The 16,456-nt window shown below is 57.3% G+C and carries 15 protein-coding genes and 2 pseudogenes; 6 read left to right on the top strand and 11 right to left on the bottom strand.

The features are described from left to right. Nucleotides 1-324: 324 nt before the first annotated feature. The 6 genes and pseudogenes from aepX (at nt 325) to asnB (ending at nt 6,779) form a co-directional block, all read left to right on the top strand. Nucleotides 325-1,233, top strand: coding sequence for a phosphoenolpyruvate mutase (gene aepX, locus C7I87_RS06430; protein WP_149903471.1), 909 nt, complete (start codon nt 325-327; stop codon nt 1,231-1,233). A gap of 41 nt (nt 1,234-1,274) precedes the next feature. Next, nucleotides 1,275-2,456 (top strand): annotated as a pseudogene (locus tag C7I87_RS06425) (aminotransferase class I/II-fold pyridoxal phosphate-dependent enzyme); the annotation flags it as partial. Nucleotides 2,457-2,504: 48 nt separating this feature from the next. Then, nucleotides 2,505-3,311, top strand: a complete 807-nt coding sequence (locus tag C7I87_RS06420) for a phosphocholine cytidylyltransferase family protein (protein ID WP_149903470.1) — start codon at nt 2,505-2,507, stop codon at nt 3,309-3,311. Between the two features lie 4 nt (nt 3,312-3,315). Beyond that, nucleotides 3,316-3,927 (top strand): CDP-alcohol phosphatidyltransferase family protein, encoded by a 612-nt coding sequence (locus tag C7I87_RS06415; RefSeq protein ID WP_149903412.1) that lies wholly within the window; start codon nt 3,316-3,318, stop codon nt 3,925-3,927. 16 nt (nt 3,928-3,943) lie between these two features. After that, nucleotides 3,944-4,858, top strand: coding sequence for a class I SAM-dependent methyltransferase (locus tag C7I87_RS06410; RefSeq protein ID WP_149903411.1), 915 nt, complete (start codon nt 3,944-3,946; stop codon nt 4,856-4,858). Nucleotides 4,859-4,874: 16 nt separating this feature from the next. Then, nucleotides 4,875-6,779, top strand: coding sequence for an asparagine synthase (glutamine-hydrolyzing) (asnB, locus tag C7I87_RS06405; RefSeq protein WP_306440456.1), 1,905 nt, complete (start codon nt 4,875-4,877; stop codon nt 6,777-6,779). A 512-nt stretch (nt 6,780-7,291) separates the two neighbouring features. On the opposite strand, the gene C7I87_RS06400 is transcribed toward asnB, so the two are convergent. The 11 genes and pseudogenes from C7I87_RS06400 to C7I87_RS06350 all read right to left on the bottom strand — a co-directional run bounded on the left by C7I87_RS06400 (nt 7,292) and on the right by C7I87_RS06350 (nt 16,451). After that, entirely contained in the window at nt 7,292-8,311 is a 1,020-nt protein-coding gene (locus tag C7I87_RS06400) for a hypothetical protein (RefSeq protein WP_210250615.1), read from the bottom strand. Between the two features lie 390 nt (nt 8,312-8,701). After that, nucleotides 8,702-9,226, bottom strand: a complete 525-nt coding sequence (locus C7I87_RS06395; protein ID WP_149903409.1) for a hypothetical protein — start codon at nt 9,224-9,226, stop codon at nt 8,702-8,704. Beyond that, on the bottom strand, nt 9,223-9,807 hold the full coding sequence (locus C7I87_RS06390) for a DUF6680 family protein (RefSeq protein ID WP_149903408.1): 585 nt from the start codon (nt 9,805-9,807) through the stop codon (nt 9,223-9,225). Before C7I87_RS06390 ends, C7I87_RS06395 begins: the two co-directional genes overlap by 4 nt. A gap of 1 nt (nt 9,808) precedes the next feature. Next, nucleotides 9,809-10,171: a hypothetical protein gene (locus tag C7I87_RS06385; protein WP_149903407.1), complete on the bottom strand. Its 363-nt coding sequence runs from the start codon at nt 10,169-10,171 to the stop codon at nt 9,809-9,811. Between the two features lie 59 nt (nt 10,172-10,230). Continuing rightward, nucleotides 10,231-10,689, bottom strand: a complete 459-nt coding sequence (gene gvpU / locus C7I87_RS06380; RefSeq protein WP_149903406.1) for a gas vesicle accessory protein GvpU — start codon at nt 10,687-10,689, stop codon at nt 10,231-10,233. 300 nt (nt 10,690-10,989) lie between these two features. Then, nucleotides 10,990-11,157: pseudogene (locus C7I87_RS06375) on the bottom strand (transposase); the annotation flags it as partial. A 255-nt stretch (nt 11,158-11,412) separates the two neighbouring features. Next, the gene (locus C7I87_RS06370) at nt 11,413-12,660 is read right to left on the bottom strand and encodes an alkaline phosphatase family protein (protein WP_149903405.1); all 1,248 of its coding nucleotides are present in this window, start codon (nt 12,658-12,660) and stop codon (nt 11,413-11,415) included. A 9-nt stretch (nt 12,661-12,669) separates the two neighbouring features. Beyond that, nucleotides 12,670-13,515 (bottom strand): ABC transporter permease, encoded by an 846-nt coding sequence (locus C7I87_RS06365; protein WP_246696207.1) that lies wholly within the window; start codon nt 13,513-13,515, stop codon nt 12,670-12,672. 10 nt (nt 13,516-13,525) lie between these two features. Continuing rightward, complete coding sequence (locus C7I87_RS06360) at nt 13,526-14,470, bottom strand: ABC transporter permease (RefSeq protein WP_149903469.1); 945 nt, start codon at nt 14,468-14,470, stop codon at nt 13,526-13,528. Beyond that, a complete protein-coding gene (locus C7I87_RS06355; RefSeq protein ID WP_149903403.1) occupies nt 14,467-15,429 on the bottom strand; it encodes an ABC transporter ATP-binding protein in 963 nt (320 codons plus the stop codon). The genes C7I87_RS06360 and C7I87_RS06355 overlap by 4 nt, the downstream gene beginning before the upstream one ends. Further along, nucleotides 15,426-16,451, bottom strand: a complete 1,026-nt coding sequence (locus tag C7I87_RS06350; protein ID WP_149903402.1) for an ABC transporter ATP-binding protein — start codon at nt 16,449-16,451, stop codon at nt 15,426-15,428. The genes C7I87_RS06355 and C7I87_RS06350 overlap by 4 nt, the downstream gene beginning before the upstream one ends. Nucleotides 16,452-16,456 lie beyond the last annotated feature (5 nt).

Below are 16,456 nucleotides of genomic sequence, written 5' to 3'. Positions count from 1 at the left end.
GCTTGGTTGCGAGCATCTGAAGGCATGGCCCATCATGGTGTGGGTGACAACACAACAATCTCGAACGGCTCAGGAGTTTCGCCAATCCGCTCTCTCGGCCGACGGCGGACGCGCCGTTTCCTTTGCCCGCTTCCACCGCGAGCGGTGCGAAATATGAACAAATGTGAAGCATAATACAAATTTTCGTTAAATCGAGAGTGCGAAAGCGTTACAAACAGAAACGTTATCTTAACTTGAAGAATATTGGTGAACCGCCATTATGACGATTTGGAAAAGGCATGTATGAAGATGCACAGCGATGTACCAAAACGGCCTACACAAAATATGATTTCCGCCGGTCGGACGGCCGAAAGCTTGCTTCAACTGATCGCAGCCAGCGAGCTTACTTTTGCAATGGAAGGGCACGACGGTCTCTCGGCCGCGATCGTGGAGCGCGCGGGCTTCAAGGTGCTTTGGGCGTCAGGCCTGTCGATCTCATCAAGTCTCGGCTATCGCGATGCGAATGAAGCCTCCTGGTCCGAGCTTGTCAATGTTGTAGAGCGTATGGCAGATGCTGTGCGGATTCCGATCCTGGTCGACGGCGACAGCGGATTTGGAAATTTCAACAATGCCCGCCTCATGGCCAGCAAACTACGCCGATATGGCGCAAGCGGCGTTTGCCTCGAAGATAAGGTGTTTCCAAAGATGAATTCGTTCGTGGGGGACCGACACCTCCTCGCCGAAACCGTGGAGTTTTGTGGACGGCTCAAGGCGATCAAGGACCGAATTCCGGATCCGGAATTCGTGCTGGTTGCCCGTACCGAGGCGCTGATCGCCGGCCGCGGAATGGATGAGGCGCTGGCGCGCGCCTATGCCTACGCCGAGGCGGGCGCTGATGCCATCCTCATCCATTCCCGCAGGTTCGACGCGGAGGAGATCTTGGCCTTCACTCGCGCCTGGCAGAACCGACTTCCAGTCGTCATCGTACCGACGAAGTATTACCGCACGCCGGTCTCCGCATATCGCGCCGCTGGGATCTCCATGGTGATCTGGGCCAACCACAACTTGCGCGCCGCCACTGCTGCCATGCGCCATATTTGCGGTCGAATCGTTCGGGAGGAAACAATCGCTGGTATCGAGAATGAGGTGGCAACGCTGGACGAAGTGTTCGACTTGCTCAAATACCAGGAACTGGCTGCGGCCGAAGAGAAATATCTACCACAGAAGGCGAGCGGCGTCCGTCAGCCGGTTTAGACCACCCTTTTCTGAAAGCAAACGAGACGAGGAGGCGCAACATGCTTGCGAAACGGACAACCTTGTTCCGTTCATCGGGGACCGCCGCCGCGCGGGCAGCGGCGAGGGCATCTGCCGATGCTGGCGATGACATCATTGATCTGGCCGCGGGTGAAATCTGGAGTGACCTCGCTCCAACAATTCGCGACGGTGCGTTCGAGGCCATCCGCAAAGGTGTCAATCGCTATACCGATACCGCTGGCATGATGGATCTGCGCGAGGCGCTGGCGAAAAAGGTGTGTATCGATACCGGACAGATGTGGAATGCCGAAGAGGTCATCACCACGACAGGGGCCAAACAGGCGCTCTTCAGCGCGGCTATGGTGTTGCTCAACCCAGGCGACGAAGTCATCATCCCGATGCCTTACTGGACGACTTTCCCGGCGCAGGTGCTGATCGCCGGCGGCAAGCCGGTCTTCGTCGAAACTCGCTCCAATGGCTATGTCGCGCGGGTGGAAGACATCGAGGCTGCGGTCACCACCCGGACCCGGGCAATCATCATCAACACGCCTGGTAATCCCACCGGTGCCGTTTATGACGCCCAGACGCTGATGGCGATTGCCCAGCTCGCGATTTATCGCGACTTGTGGATCATTTTCGATGAGTGCTATGGCGAGTTCGTCCACGAGCATCATACCCATCACGCGATCGTCTCCGTTGTTCCGGAGGTTCGGCCTCGGGCGCTCATCGTCAACAGCTTCAGCAAGGCTTTGGCACTGACCGGATGGCGAATTGGCTACCTCGCCGGTCCAAAGGAGATCATCAACGCCGTGAAGGCGTTGCAGTCGCACACCACATCAAATCCGAATGTCATCGCCCAGCATGCCGTGTTGGCGCATCTAGAGCGAGGAGACGGCAGCTATGAGCGTCAACTGCGATCGCAGTTGACCAGTGCCAGGGAAATCGGTCTCAACGTGCTCTCATCGCTAACGCGGGTACCAGTGCCGAAGGCGCAGGGCGGGTTCTACTTCTATCTCGATTTAACGAACCTGCTAGCGCGCGAGCCGTGGAATGTGACCACCGACGACGCTGAAAAGATAGTGCATTCGCTGACCAAAGCCGGCGTGGCAACGGTCCCCGGCACCGCCTTCGGCGATCCCGCTGCCATACGCCTCTCCTATGGAACTCCGCCAGAAAAACTCGAAGCCGGGCTGAGCCGCATCGTCGAGGTGCTCAACGGTTGGGAAAAACCCGGCAAAATCGCGGAACACAGAAGGGGAACACCTGCGACGATCAACCCCCCCAAAAAGGCCGTCATTCTAGCCGCGGGTTTCGGCTCTCGTCTGCGTCCACTAACCGATCTGCGGCCGAAGCCCCTGGTGGAGGTCAATGGCACGCCCATACTACACAACGCGCTTGGAAACCTGGAAGCGGTTGGCGTTGAAGAGGCGACTATCGTCGTAGGCTATCGCAAGGACGCCATCCAATATGCATGCGGCAGTCTCTTCGGTGGCGTGAAGATCAATTATGTCGAGTCGGTGGTTTTCGACCGGACCGGCAGTGCCTACTCGCTCTGGTTGGCGCGTGATGCGCTCCTTTCCGGAGACTGCTACCTCCTCGAAGCTGACGTCTTCTTCGAAGAAGATGCTCTGCGCTATCTGATGATGGAAGACGCGGCCAATACCGCTGCCGTTGCGCCGTTCGATCCTTCTATGGAAGGGTCCGCAGCCATCCTTTCCAGCGACGGCTTCATATCCGAGGTCCGGTTAAAGCAGACGGCAGCCAGCCTGGCCTTAGGCGGCCCGCCACTCTTCAAAATGATGAACCTTATCCGGTTCTCTGGCGCCGAACTCCGAACAAAGATCGTCCCGGTCCTTTGCGACATCATCGGCTCGGGTGCGACCAAAGTTTATACCGAGGAACTGCTCGGTATCCTTATCGAGCGCAACGGACTGCAGCTTGCGGCGGCGCGATGCGACGATCTGAGATGGTATGAGATCGACAGCGAAGAAGACCTGCGCGTGGCCGAGAGGATTTTCACAGTCGAGCGATCCGCGAGATACGGCTCCGGCCCCGTCGCAGCCGCCGCCGGAGAGTAGCAGGATGATCCGCTATCTCTTCGATGCTGCAAATGCCATTACCGCACTTGGGCTGATCTTCGCCACGACCGCGATCTATTTTGCCTTGGTCGGACGCTTCGAGCTTGGCATTTGTTTCGCCTTATGGGCGCTTCTGGCGGATGATGCCGATGGCATGGTCGCAAAGCATTCCCGGAGCCGCTCCGCTTTGACGGCCCAGGTGGGAGCCGCATTCGATGGGTTAGCGGATTTGGTCTATGCGGCTGTTTTTCCGGCAGTTCTCATCTTGTCTTTCAACGCGTTCTCTGTTCCGTCGCTGTTAGCTGCGGTTTGCCTTGTCCTGTCAGGGGCCCTCCGCCTCAGCTATTTTTCAGCGTTCGGGCTCGACGATGACGGATTCGGCAGAGGATTGCCGTTGAACAATGACCTCTTCGTGTTGGCCGCTCTCTTTGCCACAAACCGTTATGTGGCAATCCCTCACTTTGGCGGTCTCCTGATAGGCGCGGCGCTTCTTCTGTCCCTGCTACATCTCTCAAATTTCAAATTTCCTGGTACCGGCAACTGGTTGCGCCTGGCCAACCTTACACTGGTTGCTGCCGGATCCTACGCCCTGCTCGCAAATCCACTTGCATCGTAAAAGTGAGGGAAAAAGCATGGAAAGCTCTTTCGAAATCCGCACGCGCACTGTCTTCGATCAGTATCAGCGCGACCAGGAGAATGATCCTCACATATTTGACAGATTGGTCTCCCTCATTGAGGAGGAATATTTCGGCCTCGCAGTCGGTAGCTTCCGTGGCCTTGACGTCTTAGACGCGGGCTGCGGCTCGAATGCGAATGCGTCTTATGCGTTTCTTGAAAAGGGAGCGCATAGCGTTGTCTCACTTGAACTGGGCAACGATTGGATGGATTGCGCGCGCAAACGGCTTAGCCGCTTCGGGCCGCGCTCGCAATTGGTCGCCGGCAGTGTGCTCGATCTCCCGTTCGACGAAAAGAGGTTCGATTTTGTCCATTGCGCCGGGGTTCTGCCGCACACCAGCGATCCGAAAAAAGGCTTCGAGGAACTTGCCCGCGTAACTCGTCCCGGGGGCAGCTTCTTCCTGACGATCATGGGCACCGCAAACGGCGTCATCTATCGATGCATCAACCATTTGCGAGAGCTCTATCAAAACGATGCACAATTTCGCAGCGCGATCGACAATCTGAATGGATCCACCGCACGTGAAGCCATCGACTGGCTGTTGAAAACAAAGGAGAGTGAAGAAGAAGAACATATGCCGGGCGAAAACGCATTCTTCCGAAGTCTTTTCGACGATGATTTGTTTGTGACGATTCGGGATCGTTTCCAGGCGCCAACCTACCACGAGTTCTCATTTACAGAGGAGCAAATCCGAGACTGGTTTGTCGAGTGCGGCTTCGACAACATTCGCAGGATCTCAAGGTATACGAGAAATTTCCACAACCTTCGGCGCTTTCTCGCGCCAATGTACCGTCATTACGACCATCCGCTTGCTCGGTTCTGGTTCGGCGATGGCTGCATCCAGATGATCGGCAACAAGCCAAGCACGTAGTCGGCATCACTCGTATATGAGAGCGACATCAATGTGCGGAATCTTCGGGATAGTCCTTAAAGAGGAAGGTATGCCGGTCTCCGCGGAGGCGGTAGAGCATTGCGCGGACGCTCTTGCTCATCGCGGACCAGATGCCAGAGGTCTATACATTGATCGTTCGGTTGCGTTCGCACATCGACGGCTATCCGTTATCGATCTTAATTCTCGAGCCAATCAACCTCTTCGCGATAACGAGACCGGAGTGGTAATTACGTACAATGGAGAGATATACAACTATCGTAAGTTGAAAAAAGAATTGCAGCAATTGGGTTACTGTTTTTCGACGACGTCAGATACAGAAGTCTTGATTGTCGGTTATATCGCGTGGGGACGAGCATTCTTGGATCGCTTAGACGGGATATTTTCCTTTGCGCTGTTCGATCCTCGAAATTGCCTTGTTCTCATCGCCCGGGACCGGTTAGGCGTAAAGCCACTTTACTACACGATTTGCGATACTGGACTCGTATTTGGATCGCAGCCGAATGCTCTTATTCGCTGGCCAGGGGTCATGCGCGGACCGGACATGATCGGCGCGCTCAGCTTTCTATCCTATCGCGCCGTTGTAGGATCCCGCACGCTGTACGCTGGCATTTCCAAATTAGAGCCCGGCTATCTCCTCGAGATAAAAAGCGGGCGCTACAGGTCCGAACGTTGGTGGGATTTGTCTGAGGGCATCTCACGCTCGAAGCCGGACTCCGACATTAAGGAATTGCTCGGAAACGCTGTTCAACGCCAGCTGGTAGCTGATGTCCCGGTGGCCGTATTGTTGTCCGGCGGGCTTGATTCCAGCATCCTTGCCTATGAGGCCTCCGCTCGCTCACAAATTCATCCCATCTGCTATACCGGCAGGGTCGAGCCCTCCGAATATGACGAGACGGGCTATGCCATGGAGGTTGCCGCTGAGTTCGGGCTCACTCACCGCGTCGTCCCAATTCCAGAACCGTCCGATATTGAGGCTGTGGCAGAGCTGGTCCGTTTGCGTGGACATCCACTTGGAATGCATAACGAAACCGCCATGTATACGCTCGCAAAGGCAATTTCGAAGGAGCATAAAGTCGTACTCACGGGCGAGGGTGCTGACGAAATTTTCGCGGGCTATAGCCGCTTGTTTCGGACGCCGTATGATTACAATCGAAGCAAATTCATCGCCGCATTGCCTTCTTCCTTGGCCCAGATCGCACGCCGGCGCCTTGGCCTTGGGGCCCATGGCAATCAGCTGCAGTTTTTCTTGGACCGTTATACGTACTTTCCAGCTGATGAGATCCGCTCGCTTGCTATCGATGGCCAGATGGGAACGGAGTACGAGATGGAACTCGTCGATCATTTTGCGGCTCAATTTGCGGAGGCCGAAGGAGACTTCTTTAGCAAAATATCACGTGTCTTCGTCTCTACGCATCTGCCAGCGCTGCTGGAGATGGTCGACAACACCACGATGGCAGCTGGGATTGAAGCTCGCGTTCCTTTCACCGATCACCAGCTTGTAACCGCCGCAATGGCAATACCCGGCTCCCAGCGGTTAAGGTGGAGGTCACCAATCGCTTCCGTCCAGGCACTTTGGCAGCCGGTCGCTTCCTTCAGCGAACGTCTTGACGTCTCAAAATATCCCTTACGAAGCGAATACCGGAGCGTCTTGCCCAAGTCCGTTTTATCTCGGAAAAAGATGGGATTTCCGCTTCCGCTGGGCCAATGGGCGGTGGGCGAGGGAGCAGCGCAATATCGAAGGCTGCTGTTTCACGAGGACTCTCCCCTAGGAAATTTATTCGACCCTCCTGCCTTGAGGCGTTGGTTTGAGGTCGGACGAGAAAAACCTTCTGATTCATTCGGGCGGAAGTTTTGGCTTCTGGCCAACCTTGCGATCTTTTTCAGGGAGGCGTTCTCATGATAATGGAAGAACCAGCATATGAGCTATTGCTTGATCTTGATGCGTCTCAAATCCGAGGATTGGACAAAAACAATGCGATTAGGCCTCGGATGAACACCACGCTCATTGCCACCGGATATAATCGGCCGAGAGCCTCTTGAACTCGGCGCTTGTGGAGCACTGTGGGTTCGCCTCTATGTGATTGATGAGATAAGTCATGCATTCGATTAGCCGTGGATTAATAACATTTGATCGAGCAGCTTCCAGCGCTTGTTTGGCTTGGGTGCGGCAGATTGAGCGGCCCAGCTGTCCCAGGATTTCGTAGTGCGTGAACGATGCCATAATGTGGGGTGCGTATTTGTCGCCTCCGAGCGCCAAAATGGCATCATAGTAACGCTTGCCGCCCGGCGAAACGCCATTGTTGTATGGAATGCCACGACCGATCCGGCAAAGAAGAACCGTCTTGAAAAGCCTAGCTGCAAGGTTCTCAAAAATGGAATTGTGATCCGGTGCGTAGGACCATAGATTCGCTGCTACCGGGGCCTCGTGATGGAAATTGTCCCAACCATTGTGTTTGTCGAGTAACTCGTAATAAGATTATCAACGATGATGATCCGTTCGTTGGCTGACCGATATGCGTTTCCGCCAACGACTGCGAAAAATTGTTCTCCCAGCTGGTATTTGTCTTTGTACAGATTAGAGTTATAACCTTCAAGTACAATACCGAGTTTATATCTTGGCTCGTCTAAGCACTTTGCCCAAAGAGCTGGCGCCAGGAGTGCAATATTTTTTCTTACCGCCTGATCTGTGTCGGGTGCGACGTAGATACCAAAAACCGTCCGAAGGAGATTTCCGCACAGATGGCTGGGAAGCTCGGCGAAACGACGTTCAAGGGTTTGCCGCGTCGTAGTATCTAGTGGGACGGTGTGTCCCTTCAAATTTGAGATAAAGACCTGAATCTGAAGCGCTGCTTCTGTCGGACGGTCATTCAGCACGTCCTGGACGCACGTCTGGAGCCAACCCAGCAACTCGAACGCGTTGATAGTGTAGACAGTCGGGTGAGATATTCCAATATCGTTGCGCATATCGAGGATATGCTTCAATTTCTTATATGTTGTGTCTGATATAAGCTCAAGCTTTCTGCACGTATCCAGCAGAACCGAATCTTTAAGCGAGGCAATGTCATCTTCTACCTTATAAAATTCCCTTGTCTTGCTACCACCAACTGCAGCGTCGAAAAATATGTCCAATCCGTAAAGCGACGCTTTCTTCCGAAGATCAATGACCACTTCATTCCAGATCGCATTCAGAGCATAGTCGAATAGTCCGGTGCCCGCACCAATAACAAATTTGGAAAGGTAACGCGCATCGCGCTTAACCTCAGCCGGTAGAGTACTCAGGTATGCCGGAAGGTTGCTGGCAATGATGGCTCGTTCGGAGGGATCAGCTATAATGTTCTCGTGTGGCAAGCCAACATCTCGTAGAAAATCAACGAGACGTTGGGCCTGCGGGTCAACGAGGCTACCGGAGCTTTGAGAGATGATGCTGTTCATTGATTTCGACTCTCGCCTGGATTTGAAAGAAGCCTGTATGACAGGGTTCTAGATTGGCCGGTAGTATCCAGAGCTAGGTCACATGAAAAACTTCCGACCATGCCAAGGGAGAGATTAGCGGCGGCTCTGCGCCAGCCAGCTCTGTGATTGTACAGGTACTTAGCCTGAACCGACGTTGCGGCCAAATTCCGCTGTTGTGGACCTCTTGCGGTGCGAAATCTGTACTGCGCTGGCGATCATGGTGAATACCCAAAGCAGCGCAAGCCCGCCGCTGAAGGCGGCAGGGGAGAGGGTGCGCCCGAGGAGGGGCCGCGCGATCCCTACTTCTTCGTAGGCCGAGTTGGTGCGGGAGTAGATGACGGCTTGCCAGCATCCGGCTTACCGACGCCGCTAGGGACCATTGGGGCTGGTCGTGGGCTGGGGGTTCCCCGTTGTTCGTAGCTGGGAGGTGGTGGTCGTGCCATTGGGAGCCATCCTAGTGCTGGAGTAGGCATGAAGCGCCAGAGAAATTACACCAAGGATAAATAACACAAGCGCCGCGACATTGAGGGCCTGCGTTAGTCCTCGGAACGGGTTTCCACCGCTTTCGTAGCCCGTGGAGGTGATGATGCATCTATCGATCTTCTGGATTTCTCTCTGCGCGTCCTCCCCGCCTGTGAAGTAGGAGGTGATGTTTGCCGATATGGCGGCACCGAAACAGATCCATGAGGTGAGAAGATAGCCGCTTACGGGGGCGCTGCCTCCTCCGATCTTGTCCATGAAAACGATTGATATGCCGAGGGCACCGCTCGACACGCTCAACAGCGACTTGTCCAACGTTGTGAGTTGGTCAGACCGAAGCTCTACCATGGCTTCTCGGTGCTTCAGCAGGCCCTCGAAGTATACCTCCGGAAGTTCGCCGTCCTCCTTTGTCATTTGGCCGGCCCCGGTTCAGGCTTCGCAACAGTCGGAGCAGGCGGGAACGGGTTTTGCGAGGTCGGCTGCATAGCGGTTACCGGCAATGCCCTTACTCCCGAAAGTAGCTCATTCACGAGCGTCATGTTCTGACGCTGCATGTTCTGATCGTTGTTCCAGCCGGTGGGACCGTATGCCAACTTTTCGAGATCGTGTTTGTCGTAGGCGTAGCCTAGTTCTCTGCCTATGGCATGGAGGAGCCCCACAAACAGATCATTTCGGTGATCGAAAAACCGTTCTTGCGCTTCCGGCATCGGCATGGGCACGTAAAGGCTGTCCATGTACGCACGAAATGGCACCATGACCCTTTCGACCTGGTAGAACTCTAGGTCGATAAGATTGAGGGCACCGACGTGGACGGGATCAAGCCTAGCTTTACGCGTCCCCATTAGATCACGGAAAATCGGCAGTCGGCGGCGTTTCCGCTCAGTCCACCGCTGCTGAAATCGGTCGACCGCAACGGCGAGAATTGGCCCCACGACAATCGCGGTGATCGTCGCTATATCGATCCACCGCATTCCCAGGAACACAACGGCATCCACGTTAGGCGCTCCTGATCTTGTCAAACTTGGCATTGATAGGCCCGAGGGGCGTCTCAATCCGATGTACGTCTGTGCGGTTGAACTCCACGGGGAGCCGCAAGGGAACGTCTACCCCCAATGGTTCGACATCGGCAGACAGGCCGGTGATCGATTGGCTGCCCATCGTGAGCGTGAAGTGAATTTTGGCCTCGATATACTTGCCGTCGTCCGTCAAGGCGTACTCGCCGTCGTAGCGGCCACCCCCCGCGTCTGCCCCAACGACAACGCCCTCTTTGAAGACGAACATACCTATCGAGTTTCCTGCCATTCCTGAAAAGTAAGCGGTGTAGAACCCATCGATAGGGGTGCGTTTTGAGTTAGCCATTCCATGTCCTAAAATTGACCTGCGAAAGCAAGGAGAGCCTCCCATGCCCGCACGGTGCTTTAGTCGTCTTCGTCGACACCGAGGGTGCCAAGGATAAATCCCTCTACTTCCCTAATTCGGCCTCGCCACCAAGAGCCATCGTTTTTCGGGATGGGCGAATTCGGGCCTGTAAAGATATGCACATTCTTCAGGTGAATATAGTTGGGCGGATCGCGAGGTTGGTCGGCCTTCTTATCGTCATCATAAAGCTGGCCGTATTCCTCGAAGACTTCCTTCATCGCCGCAGCGAATTCGGGAGCACTCCGCTCAAAACTTTGAGCGAAGACCGAGGCGAATTCTTCGAAATATGCCTTTCCGGATGAAAGGTGCCCGCTCACTTGCGTTCCGCCGACCGTAAGCGTAATCCCGATCTGGGCTCCTGTGCGATTTACAAGATTTACCAGACTTTGAAGGAACCAATCTTCCCGCACTACTGGTACCGGCCGTTCACTGTTTGGTGAATCCTGATCGGTCGTCATTTTTCCCAAGCCTCCATTTGATTTTTGTGGATATCAGTCTACAGCGATTCGAAAAAGCGGTAAAAATCGAGGGGTCGAACTGGATAGTTTCAGCAGCGCGATACCCCCGGTGGGCTCGCGCCAGTGTGCACGTCCGCCCTCGTGCGCCTTTGGCGAGGCGGGGCAACGGGGATGCCTCTCCTCTATGTCTGGTCGGGCCGTTTTAGTCGACCATGAACAATGAGATTGGTCAGGCTTCGATCTCGTTTGGCTGACCTTGGAGGCTGCGATGAGAAGCCAAAAAAGCTGCCTGAATCAGTTGAGCAGGAGGGAGAAGTTGTAGCCGGCGGCGGCCAGGATGGCATTGAGGGCGTCACTCTGCTGGCCGGCGAGGTAGTTGCGGCCCATCCGGTGCTCGGCCTTGATGTGGCCGATGACGGGTTCGATGGCGGAGCGGCGGCGCATCTGGCGCTTGATGGCTGGGGTGACAGCTGGCACCCGCTTCCGGAACCAATAGACGCCGGTCTTGGGATGTTTGACGGGACGGCTCATACAAGGACCATATGTAGCACCCGTGTGTATGACTCGGGCAGCCCTAAGCACCTATTTTGCTAGTTTTCAGCTGCGTCAACACCTTAATAGGTTGATGGTGCCCAGAGGCGGAATGGCTACTCGATGTTCAGTACTGGCCGAAAGAGAAGGTGGCGACAGGGCTGAACATAATTTCCGAAATCATAGACAGATCTAATCCTCGATCAGAGAGCGCCCGGCATACGGCGCCTGGGGCAAGCCGAGAACACGCGCCAGCGTCGGCGCAAACTGGTCCGCATTTGCCTCATCGACGGTCCGCTGGGCCACGCCGATGCCGGACAGGATGAACATACGGTCGTCCTCACGGCTGCCCGGCCGAAAACCGTGAGTTGAGATGGCGCGCGGCCTGCCCGTCGCAGAGAGCGGCGCGGACGCATGCGTCGCTCGCTCCTCGAAGGAATGCCGAGGCGGCGCGACGAACATCGCTACAGCCCCGCGGAGTGGCTCCGGTAGATGCAGATCGTTCCAGAGCTCGACGCCGTAGGGCGACAATCGCGCGGTGGCTCTGTCAACATCGCCGGGCGTTTTGAGGGAGACGTAGAGGCTGGCGCCTTCGGTCATCCAGTGCATGTCAGGGATAATGGCCTCTGGAAAAATCGCCGTATCGACCGGACCGTGACCGTGGTCGCTGGCGATCGCGACCACATAGTCGCCGAGCCGTCCGTTCCGCTCGAGAACTGCCAAGACGTTACCCAGCAGCATGTCGGCGAACTGCATCGACCAGATAGCAGTTGGGCTGTCGTAGCCGAGATAATGCTGGAATGCATCCGGCACCTCGATCTCCGTCAGCACGAGATCCGGCGGCCGATCGGAGCCGAGCAGAGCCACGACGGCGCGATTAAGAAACTGATCGAGTGCGAGGCCGGCCAGCAGCTGCGGTGCGCCGTCATCAACTGACTCTCGGAACCAATCCATTTCGGTCAGGCCGGCGCGCGCGAGCCGATCTTCGGGATCGTGGATAGCGCGCGAGGCCGCCAATGCTTCGGGAGTACACATCTTTCCGAAGCGATGACCGGTCACGAAACTACGCAACCACCAGGGCGGGACATAGATGGAAGTATCGTCCAAAGCGATCAACGCATGGCCGATCGCCGCGACATCCAGGCCGGCGGCCTTGGCATGGGTGGCAAGAGTCGGTGCCCGCAAATCCTCAGCTAGCGGCGCCATGAAGATGTCACCGCGGAAGATATGATTGCCGTAGACACCGTGCACCTCGGGTCCAACGCCCGTCAACATCGTTGCGCGGCCGGGGACAGAGGTGGCCGGCACGGCCGATTTAAGCCGGCGAACGCGCAGGCCAGAAGCCGCGAGACGGCTCATGTTCGGGAGGCGGTGCGCATAGGCTTCGAACGTGTCGGCGCTGACGCCGTCGACGAGTATGGAGATCAGCTTTCTTTGCATGAAGGTCCGTCATTTTAGGGTCGGGTCGAGTTGATCGCGCAACCAGTCGCCGAGGACGCTCACTGCGACGGCGGTCAACACGATGACGAGGCTGGGAGCGAGCAGCATCCAGGGGGCGCGGGTGATATACTCGCGGCCGGCGGCGACCATGACGCCGAGGCTGCTCATTGGCGGCTGGACGCCAAGGCCGAGAAAGGACAACCCGCTTTCGACGAGAACGATTTCGGGAAATGTCACTGTTGCCGCCACAAGAAGCGTTGCAACACTGTTGGGCAGGATATGCCGAACATAGACGCGCAATGGATGGGCGCCGAGCTGGCGGGTTGCACTCGCATAGCCCTGTGCGCCGGCGGCTATTGCCAGCCCCCGCGCCAGCCGCGCATTCCGCTCCCAACCGTATAGCCCCATCAGCGTGACGAACAGCGGCAGCGAATTGCCCAAAAAGGCGAGCATCGCCAGCGCCACGATGAGAAATGGTAACGAAGCCTGGACGTCGATCATCAGGAGCAGAACGTGCTCGACGAGCCGACCGAAATAAGCGGCGGTGAAGCCGATCGCCGTGCCGACGAACACGCTGATCGCGGTCGCGCCGAAGGCGACCAGCAAGCTGGTGCGGATCGAGTAGATAAGACGCGAGGCAACGTCACGGCCGAGATCGTCAGTTCCAAGGATATGCAGCATCGTCCCGCCGAACCCCACAGGCGGCGCCAGACGATGGCGCAGGTCGATGGCAGTAATGTCGTAGGGGGCAATGTGCGCTGCTACGAGTGCGGCCACGACCATGAGCAGAACCCAGCCCGCTGCGGCGCGTGTCGGCAAGTCCATCCAGGATGTCGTCTTAAGCCTAGGCATCATGACCGGCATCTCAATGCGATCCAGCGGACGATGCCCGCAAGCGCGGATCAAATACGCCATAAAGCAGGTCCATCAGGAGGTTGGCCGATGTCATGGTTAGTGTCACAAGCAGAAGGATGACCTGAACCACGGCGTGGTCTCGGTTGGCGACCGAGACCACCAGCAACTGGCCGATGCCGGGCCAGCCGAATACATTCTCCACCAGGACCGCGCCTGCAACTTGTCCCCCTAGCATCAGGCCGAACAGCGTCAGCACAGGAATGATCGCGTTCGGGAGAGCATGTTGGCGAACCACCTGCCGCCAGGTCACGCCCTTGGCGCTGGCCGCGACGACGTATAGCTGTGACAGAACCTCGATCATGGCACTGCGCGTGAAACGCGCGATAATGGCCGCCCCGCCAATGCCGAGCGTCAGAACCGGCAGTACAAAACCGGCAGCCCGGTCTGCGCCGCCTGACGGGAACAGGCCGAGTGTGACCGAAAAGATCAGGATCAGGAGCAGCCCGAGCACGAAGCTCGGTACAGTGAAGCCGAGAACGGTCAGCATCATAACCGATCGATCGACCCAGCTGTCGCGATGCATGGCGGCATAGGCGCCGACGGGAATCCCGATCAGCATTGTGAGTATCAGCGACGGGATCATCAGCGCCAATGTCAACGGCACGCGCTCGAGCACAATGTCCAGGGCGGGCTTTCCACCCAGCATGGAATTGCCGAAATCGCCATGAAACGCCGCCTGGATGTAGCGCAGATATTGTAAAGAAAGCGGCTGGTCGAGACCCCAATGCCGGCGAAAGGCTTCGAGGTCGGCGGCACGAGCGCTGGGACCGAGAATTTGCAAGGCTGGATCTCCGGACGCGCGTAACACCACGAAGGTAAGGGTCACCACAACAAGGATCGAAAGTGCGGCACGCAAGACTTTCGGGCCAACAAAACCAATGATTGTTGCGGTCATCGATCCCTCACACGATGGCAGGCGACCTCCCGTTTTGAATCCAGTGGCAGGAGTTCGGGCAGGCTTTGTCGGCATATGTCCTGCGCTACTGGGCAGCGTGAATTGAACGGACATCCGGAAGGCCGATCGGTGGCGCTCGGCGGCTCGCCCGAGAGCGGCACATATTGGTCGAAGCCGCCCGGTAACCTCGGCATGGCCGACACGAGCGCCTGCGTATAGGGATGTGCGGGGTGGTCGATGATGACGTCGGCGCGCCCCTGCTCGACGACGCGGCCCAGATACATAACGACAATGCGATCGCTCACATGACGCACGATCCGCAAGTCATGGCTGATGAACAATATGCCGAGCCCAAGCTCCCGCTGAAGATCCACCAGCAGGTTGATGATTTGTGCTTGTACAGAGACGTCGAGCGCTGAGACCGGTTCGTCGCAAACCAAAAGCGACGGTTTTGGTGCTAGGGCACGCGCCAGCACGACGCGCTGGCGCTGGCCGCCGGAAAGCTGATGGGGGTACAGCATGTGTTGGTCGTCGCCAAGTCCCACGGCTTGGAGCAGCTCCCATACCCGCTGCCGCCGGCTCGCGGCATCGCCAACTGCGTGAATCTCCAGTGGCTCGGCGATGAGGGCGTCAACCGTCATGCGGCGGTCGAGCGCCCCTAGCGTGTCCTGAAAGACCAGTTGCATCTGCCGCCGCTGTGACCGCCACTCCTTGCTGCCGATCCGCGGCAGCAAGGAGCCTTGAAATAGCACCCGGCCGCTGTCCGGCGAATCCAAGCCGAGCGCGATCCGGCCGGTGGTGGATTTGCCGCAACCGGATTCGCCAACAATGCCGGTCGTTTGCCCCGCCTCGACGTTCAGCGACACGCCATCGACGGCAGCGAGATATTTCCGCGATCCGAGAATTGAGGAGCCGACCGGGAAGCGGCGGGAAACGCTTTCGAGACGCAGCAAGGTCATCGCTCGGCTGCAGCCTTCAGGCAGTGCACGGAATGCCCGGCAGAAACCTGCCGCGCTTGCGGTCGGGCTACGGCGCATGCAGCGACGGCGTCCCTACATCGCGGTGAGTAGGCACATCCAGGCGGCAGGTGTCGCTGCGGTGGCGCGCCCGCTATTGCGGTCAACCGTATGCGCGGTCCACACGATGGCGGAATGGCTCCGATCAGGTCGCGCGTGTAGGGGTGCTCCGGCGCTGTCAAAAGCGTGTGTGTCGATCCGGCCTCGACGATCCGTCCGGCATACATGACGCAAACCCGATCACAGATGGCCGCTACTGCCGCTAGATCGTGGCTTATCATCACCAAGGCCATGCCGGTGTCTTGCTGGATCTTCTTGAGCAGCAACAGGATCTGCGCCTGCACAGTGGCATCGAGCGCAGTCGTCGGCTCGTCGGCAACCAGCAGTTCGGGCCGGCCGGCAAGCGCAATGGCGATCATTACGCGTTGGTTCTGGCCGCCCGACAACTCGTGCGGATAGGCATTGACCCTACTTGCAGCATCCGCGATGCCGACTTGGTCGAGCAGTCGACGGGTCTCAGCCCGAGCGGCGGGACCGGTCAAGCCGCGATGCAGGCGAAGTGCTTCAGCAATTTGCGCGCCTATGCGATGCACCGGATTCAGGGCGCCGGCCGGATCCTGGAAGATCATGGCAATACGCCCGCCACGCACGCGATCCAAAACTGATGACCGGGCGCCAACCAAATCGAAGTCGCCAAGCCACGCTTCGCCCGAAACCTCGGCGGATCGTGGCAACAGATCCAGCACCGCCCGCCAGGTCACGGACTTGCCGCAGCCGGATTCGCCGACGACACCAACGGCCTCGCCTTTGCCTACAATGAGATCGACACCGTGTAGTACAGGCACACCCCCGAAAGCGACCGTCAGGTCAGCAATCTTGATTGCAGGGTTGGCACAGGATGGCGGAACGCCATGAGCCGGCAACAGCGCGAGACTCGCGCTGTTCTTGTAAGACTTGTTCAGCATAGAGC

The organism is Mesorhizobium sp. SARCC-RB16n (genome assembly GCF_008520305.1).
In the GTDB taxonomy this organism is placed as follows: domain Bacteria; phylum Pseudomonadota; class Alphaproteobacteria; order Rhizobiales; family Rhizobiaceae; genus Mesorhizobium.
The sequence above is the reverse complement of the archived record's forward strand: the minus strand, read 5'-3'. Positions and strand labels throughout refer to the sequence as shown.

Bases quoted from the DNA above. Each gene is read 5' to 3' on its own strand.
- aepX (WP_149903471.1), top strand. From the start codon at position 325: ATGATTTCCGCCGGTCGGACGGCCGAAAGCTTGCTTCAACTGATCGCA.
- C7I87_RS06415 (WP_149903412.1), top strand. From the start codon at position 3,316: ATGATCCGCTATCTCTTCGATGCTGCAAATGCCATTACCGCACTTGGG.
- C7I87_RS06410 (WP_149903411.1), top strand. From the start codon at position 3,944: ATGGAAAGCTCTTTCGAAATCCGCACGCGCACTGTCTTCGATCAGTAT.
- asnB (WP_306440456.1), top strand. From the start codon at position 4,875: ATGAGAGCGACATCAATGTGCGGAATCTTCGGGATAGTCCTTAAAGAG.
- C7I87_RS06400 (WP_210250615.1), bottom strand. From the start codon at position 8,311: ATGAACAGCATCATCTCTCAAAGCTCCGGTAGCCTCGTTGACCCGCAG.
- C7I87_RS06395 (WP_149903409.1), bottom strand. From the start codon at position 9,226: ATGACAAAGGAGGACGGCGAACTTCCGGAGGTATACTTCGAGGGCCTG.
- C7I87_RS06385 (WP_149903407.1), bottom strand. From the start codon at position 10,171: ATGGCTAACTCAAAACGCACCCCTATCGATGGGTTCTACACCGCTTAC.
- gvpU (WP_149903406.1), bottom strand. From the start codon at position 10,689: ATGACGACCGATCAGGATTCACCAAACAGTGAACGGCCGGTACCAGTA.
- C7I87_RS06370 (WP_149903405.1), bottom strand. From the start codon at position 12,660: ATGCAAAGAAAGCTGATCTCCATACTCGTCGACGGCGTCAGCGCCGAC.
- C7I87_RS06365 (WP_246696207.1), bottom strand. From the start codon at position 13,515: ATGATGCCTAGGCTTAAGACGACATCCTGGATGGACTTGCCGACACGC.
- C7I87_RS06360 (WP_149903469.1), bottom strand. From the start codon at position 14,470: ATGACCGCAACAATCATTGGTTTTGTTGGCCCGAAAGTCTTGCGTGCC.
- C7I87_RS06355 (WP_149903403.1), bottom strand. From the start codon at position 15,429: ATGACCTTGCTGCGTCTCGAAAGCGTTTCCCGCCGCTTCCCGGTCGGC.
- C7I87_RS06350 (WP_149903402.1), bottom strand. From the start codon at position 16,451: ATGCTGAACAAGTCTTACAAGAACAGCGCGAGTCTCGCGCTGTTGCCG.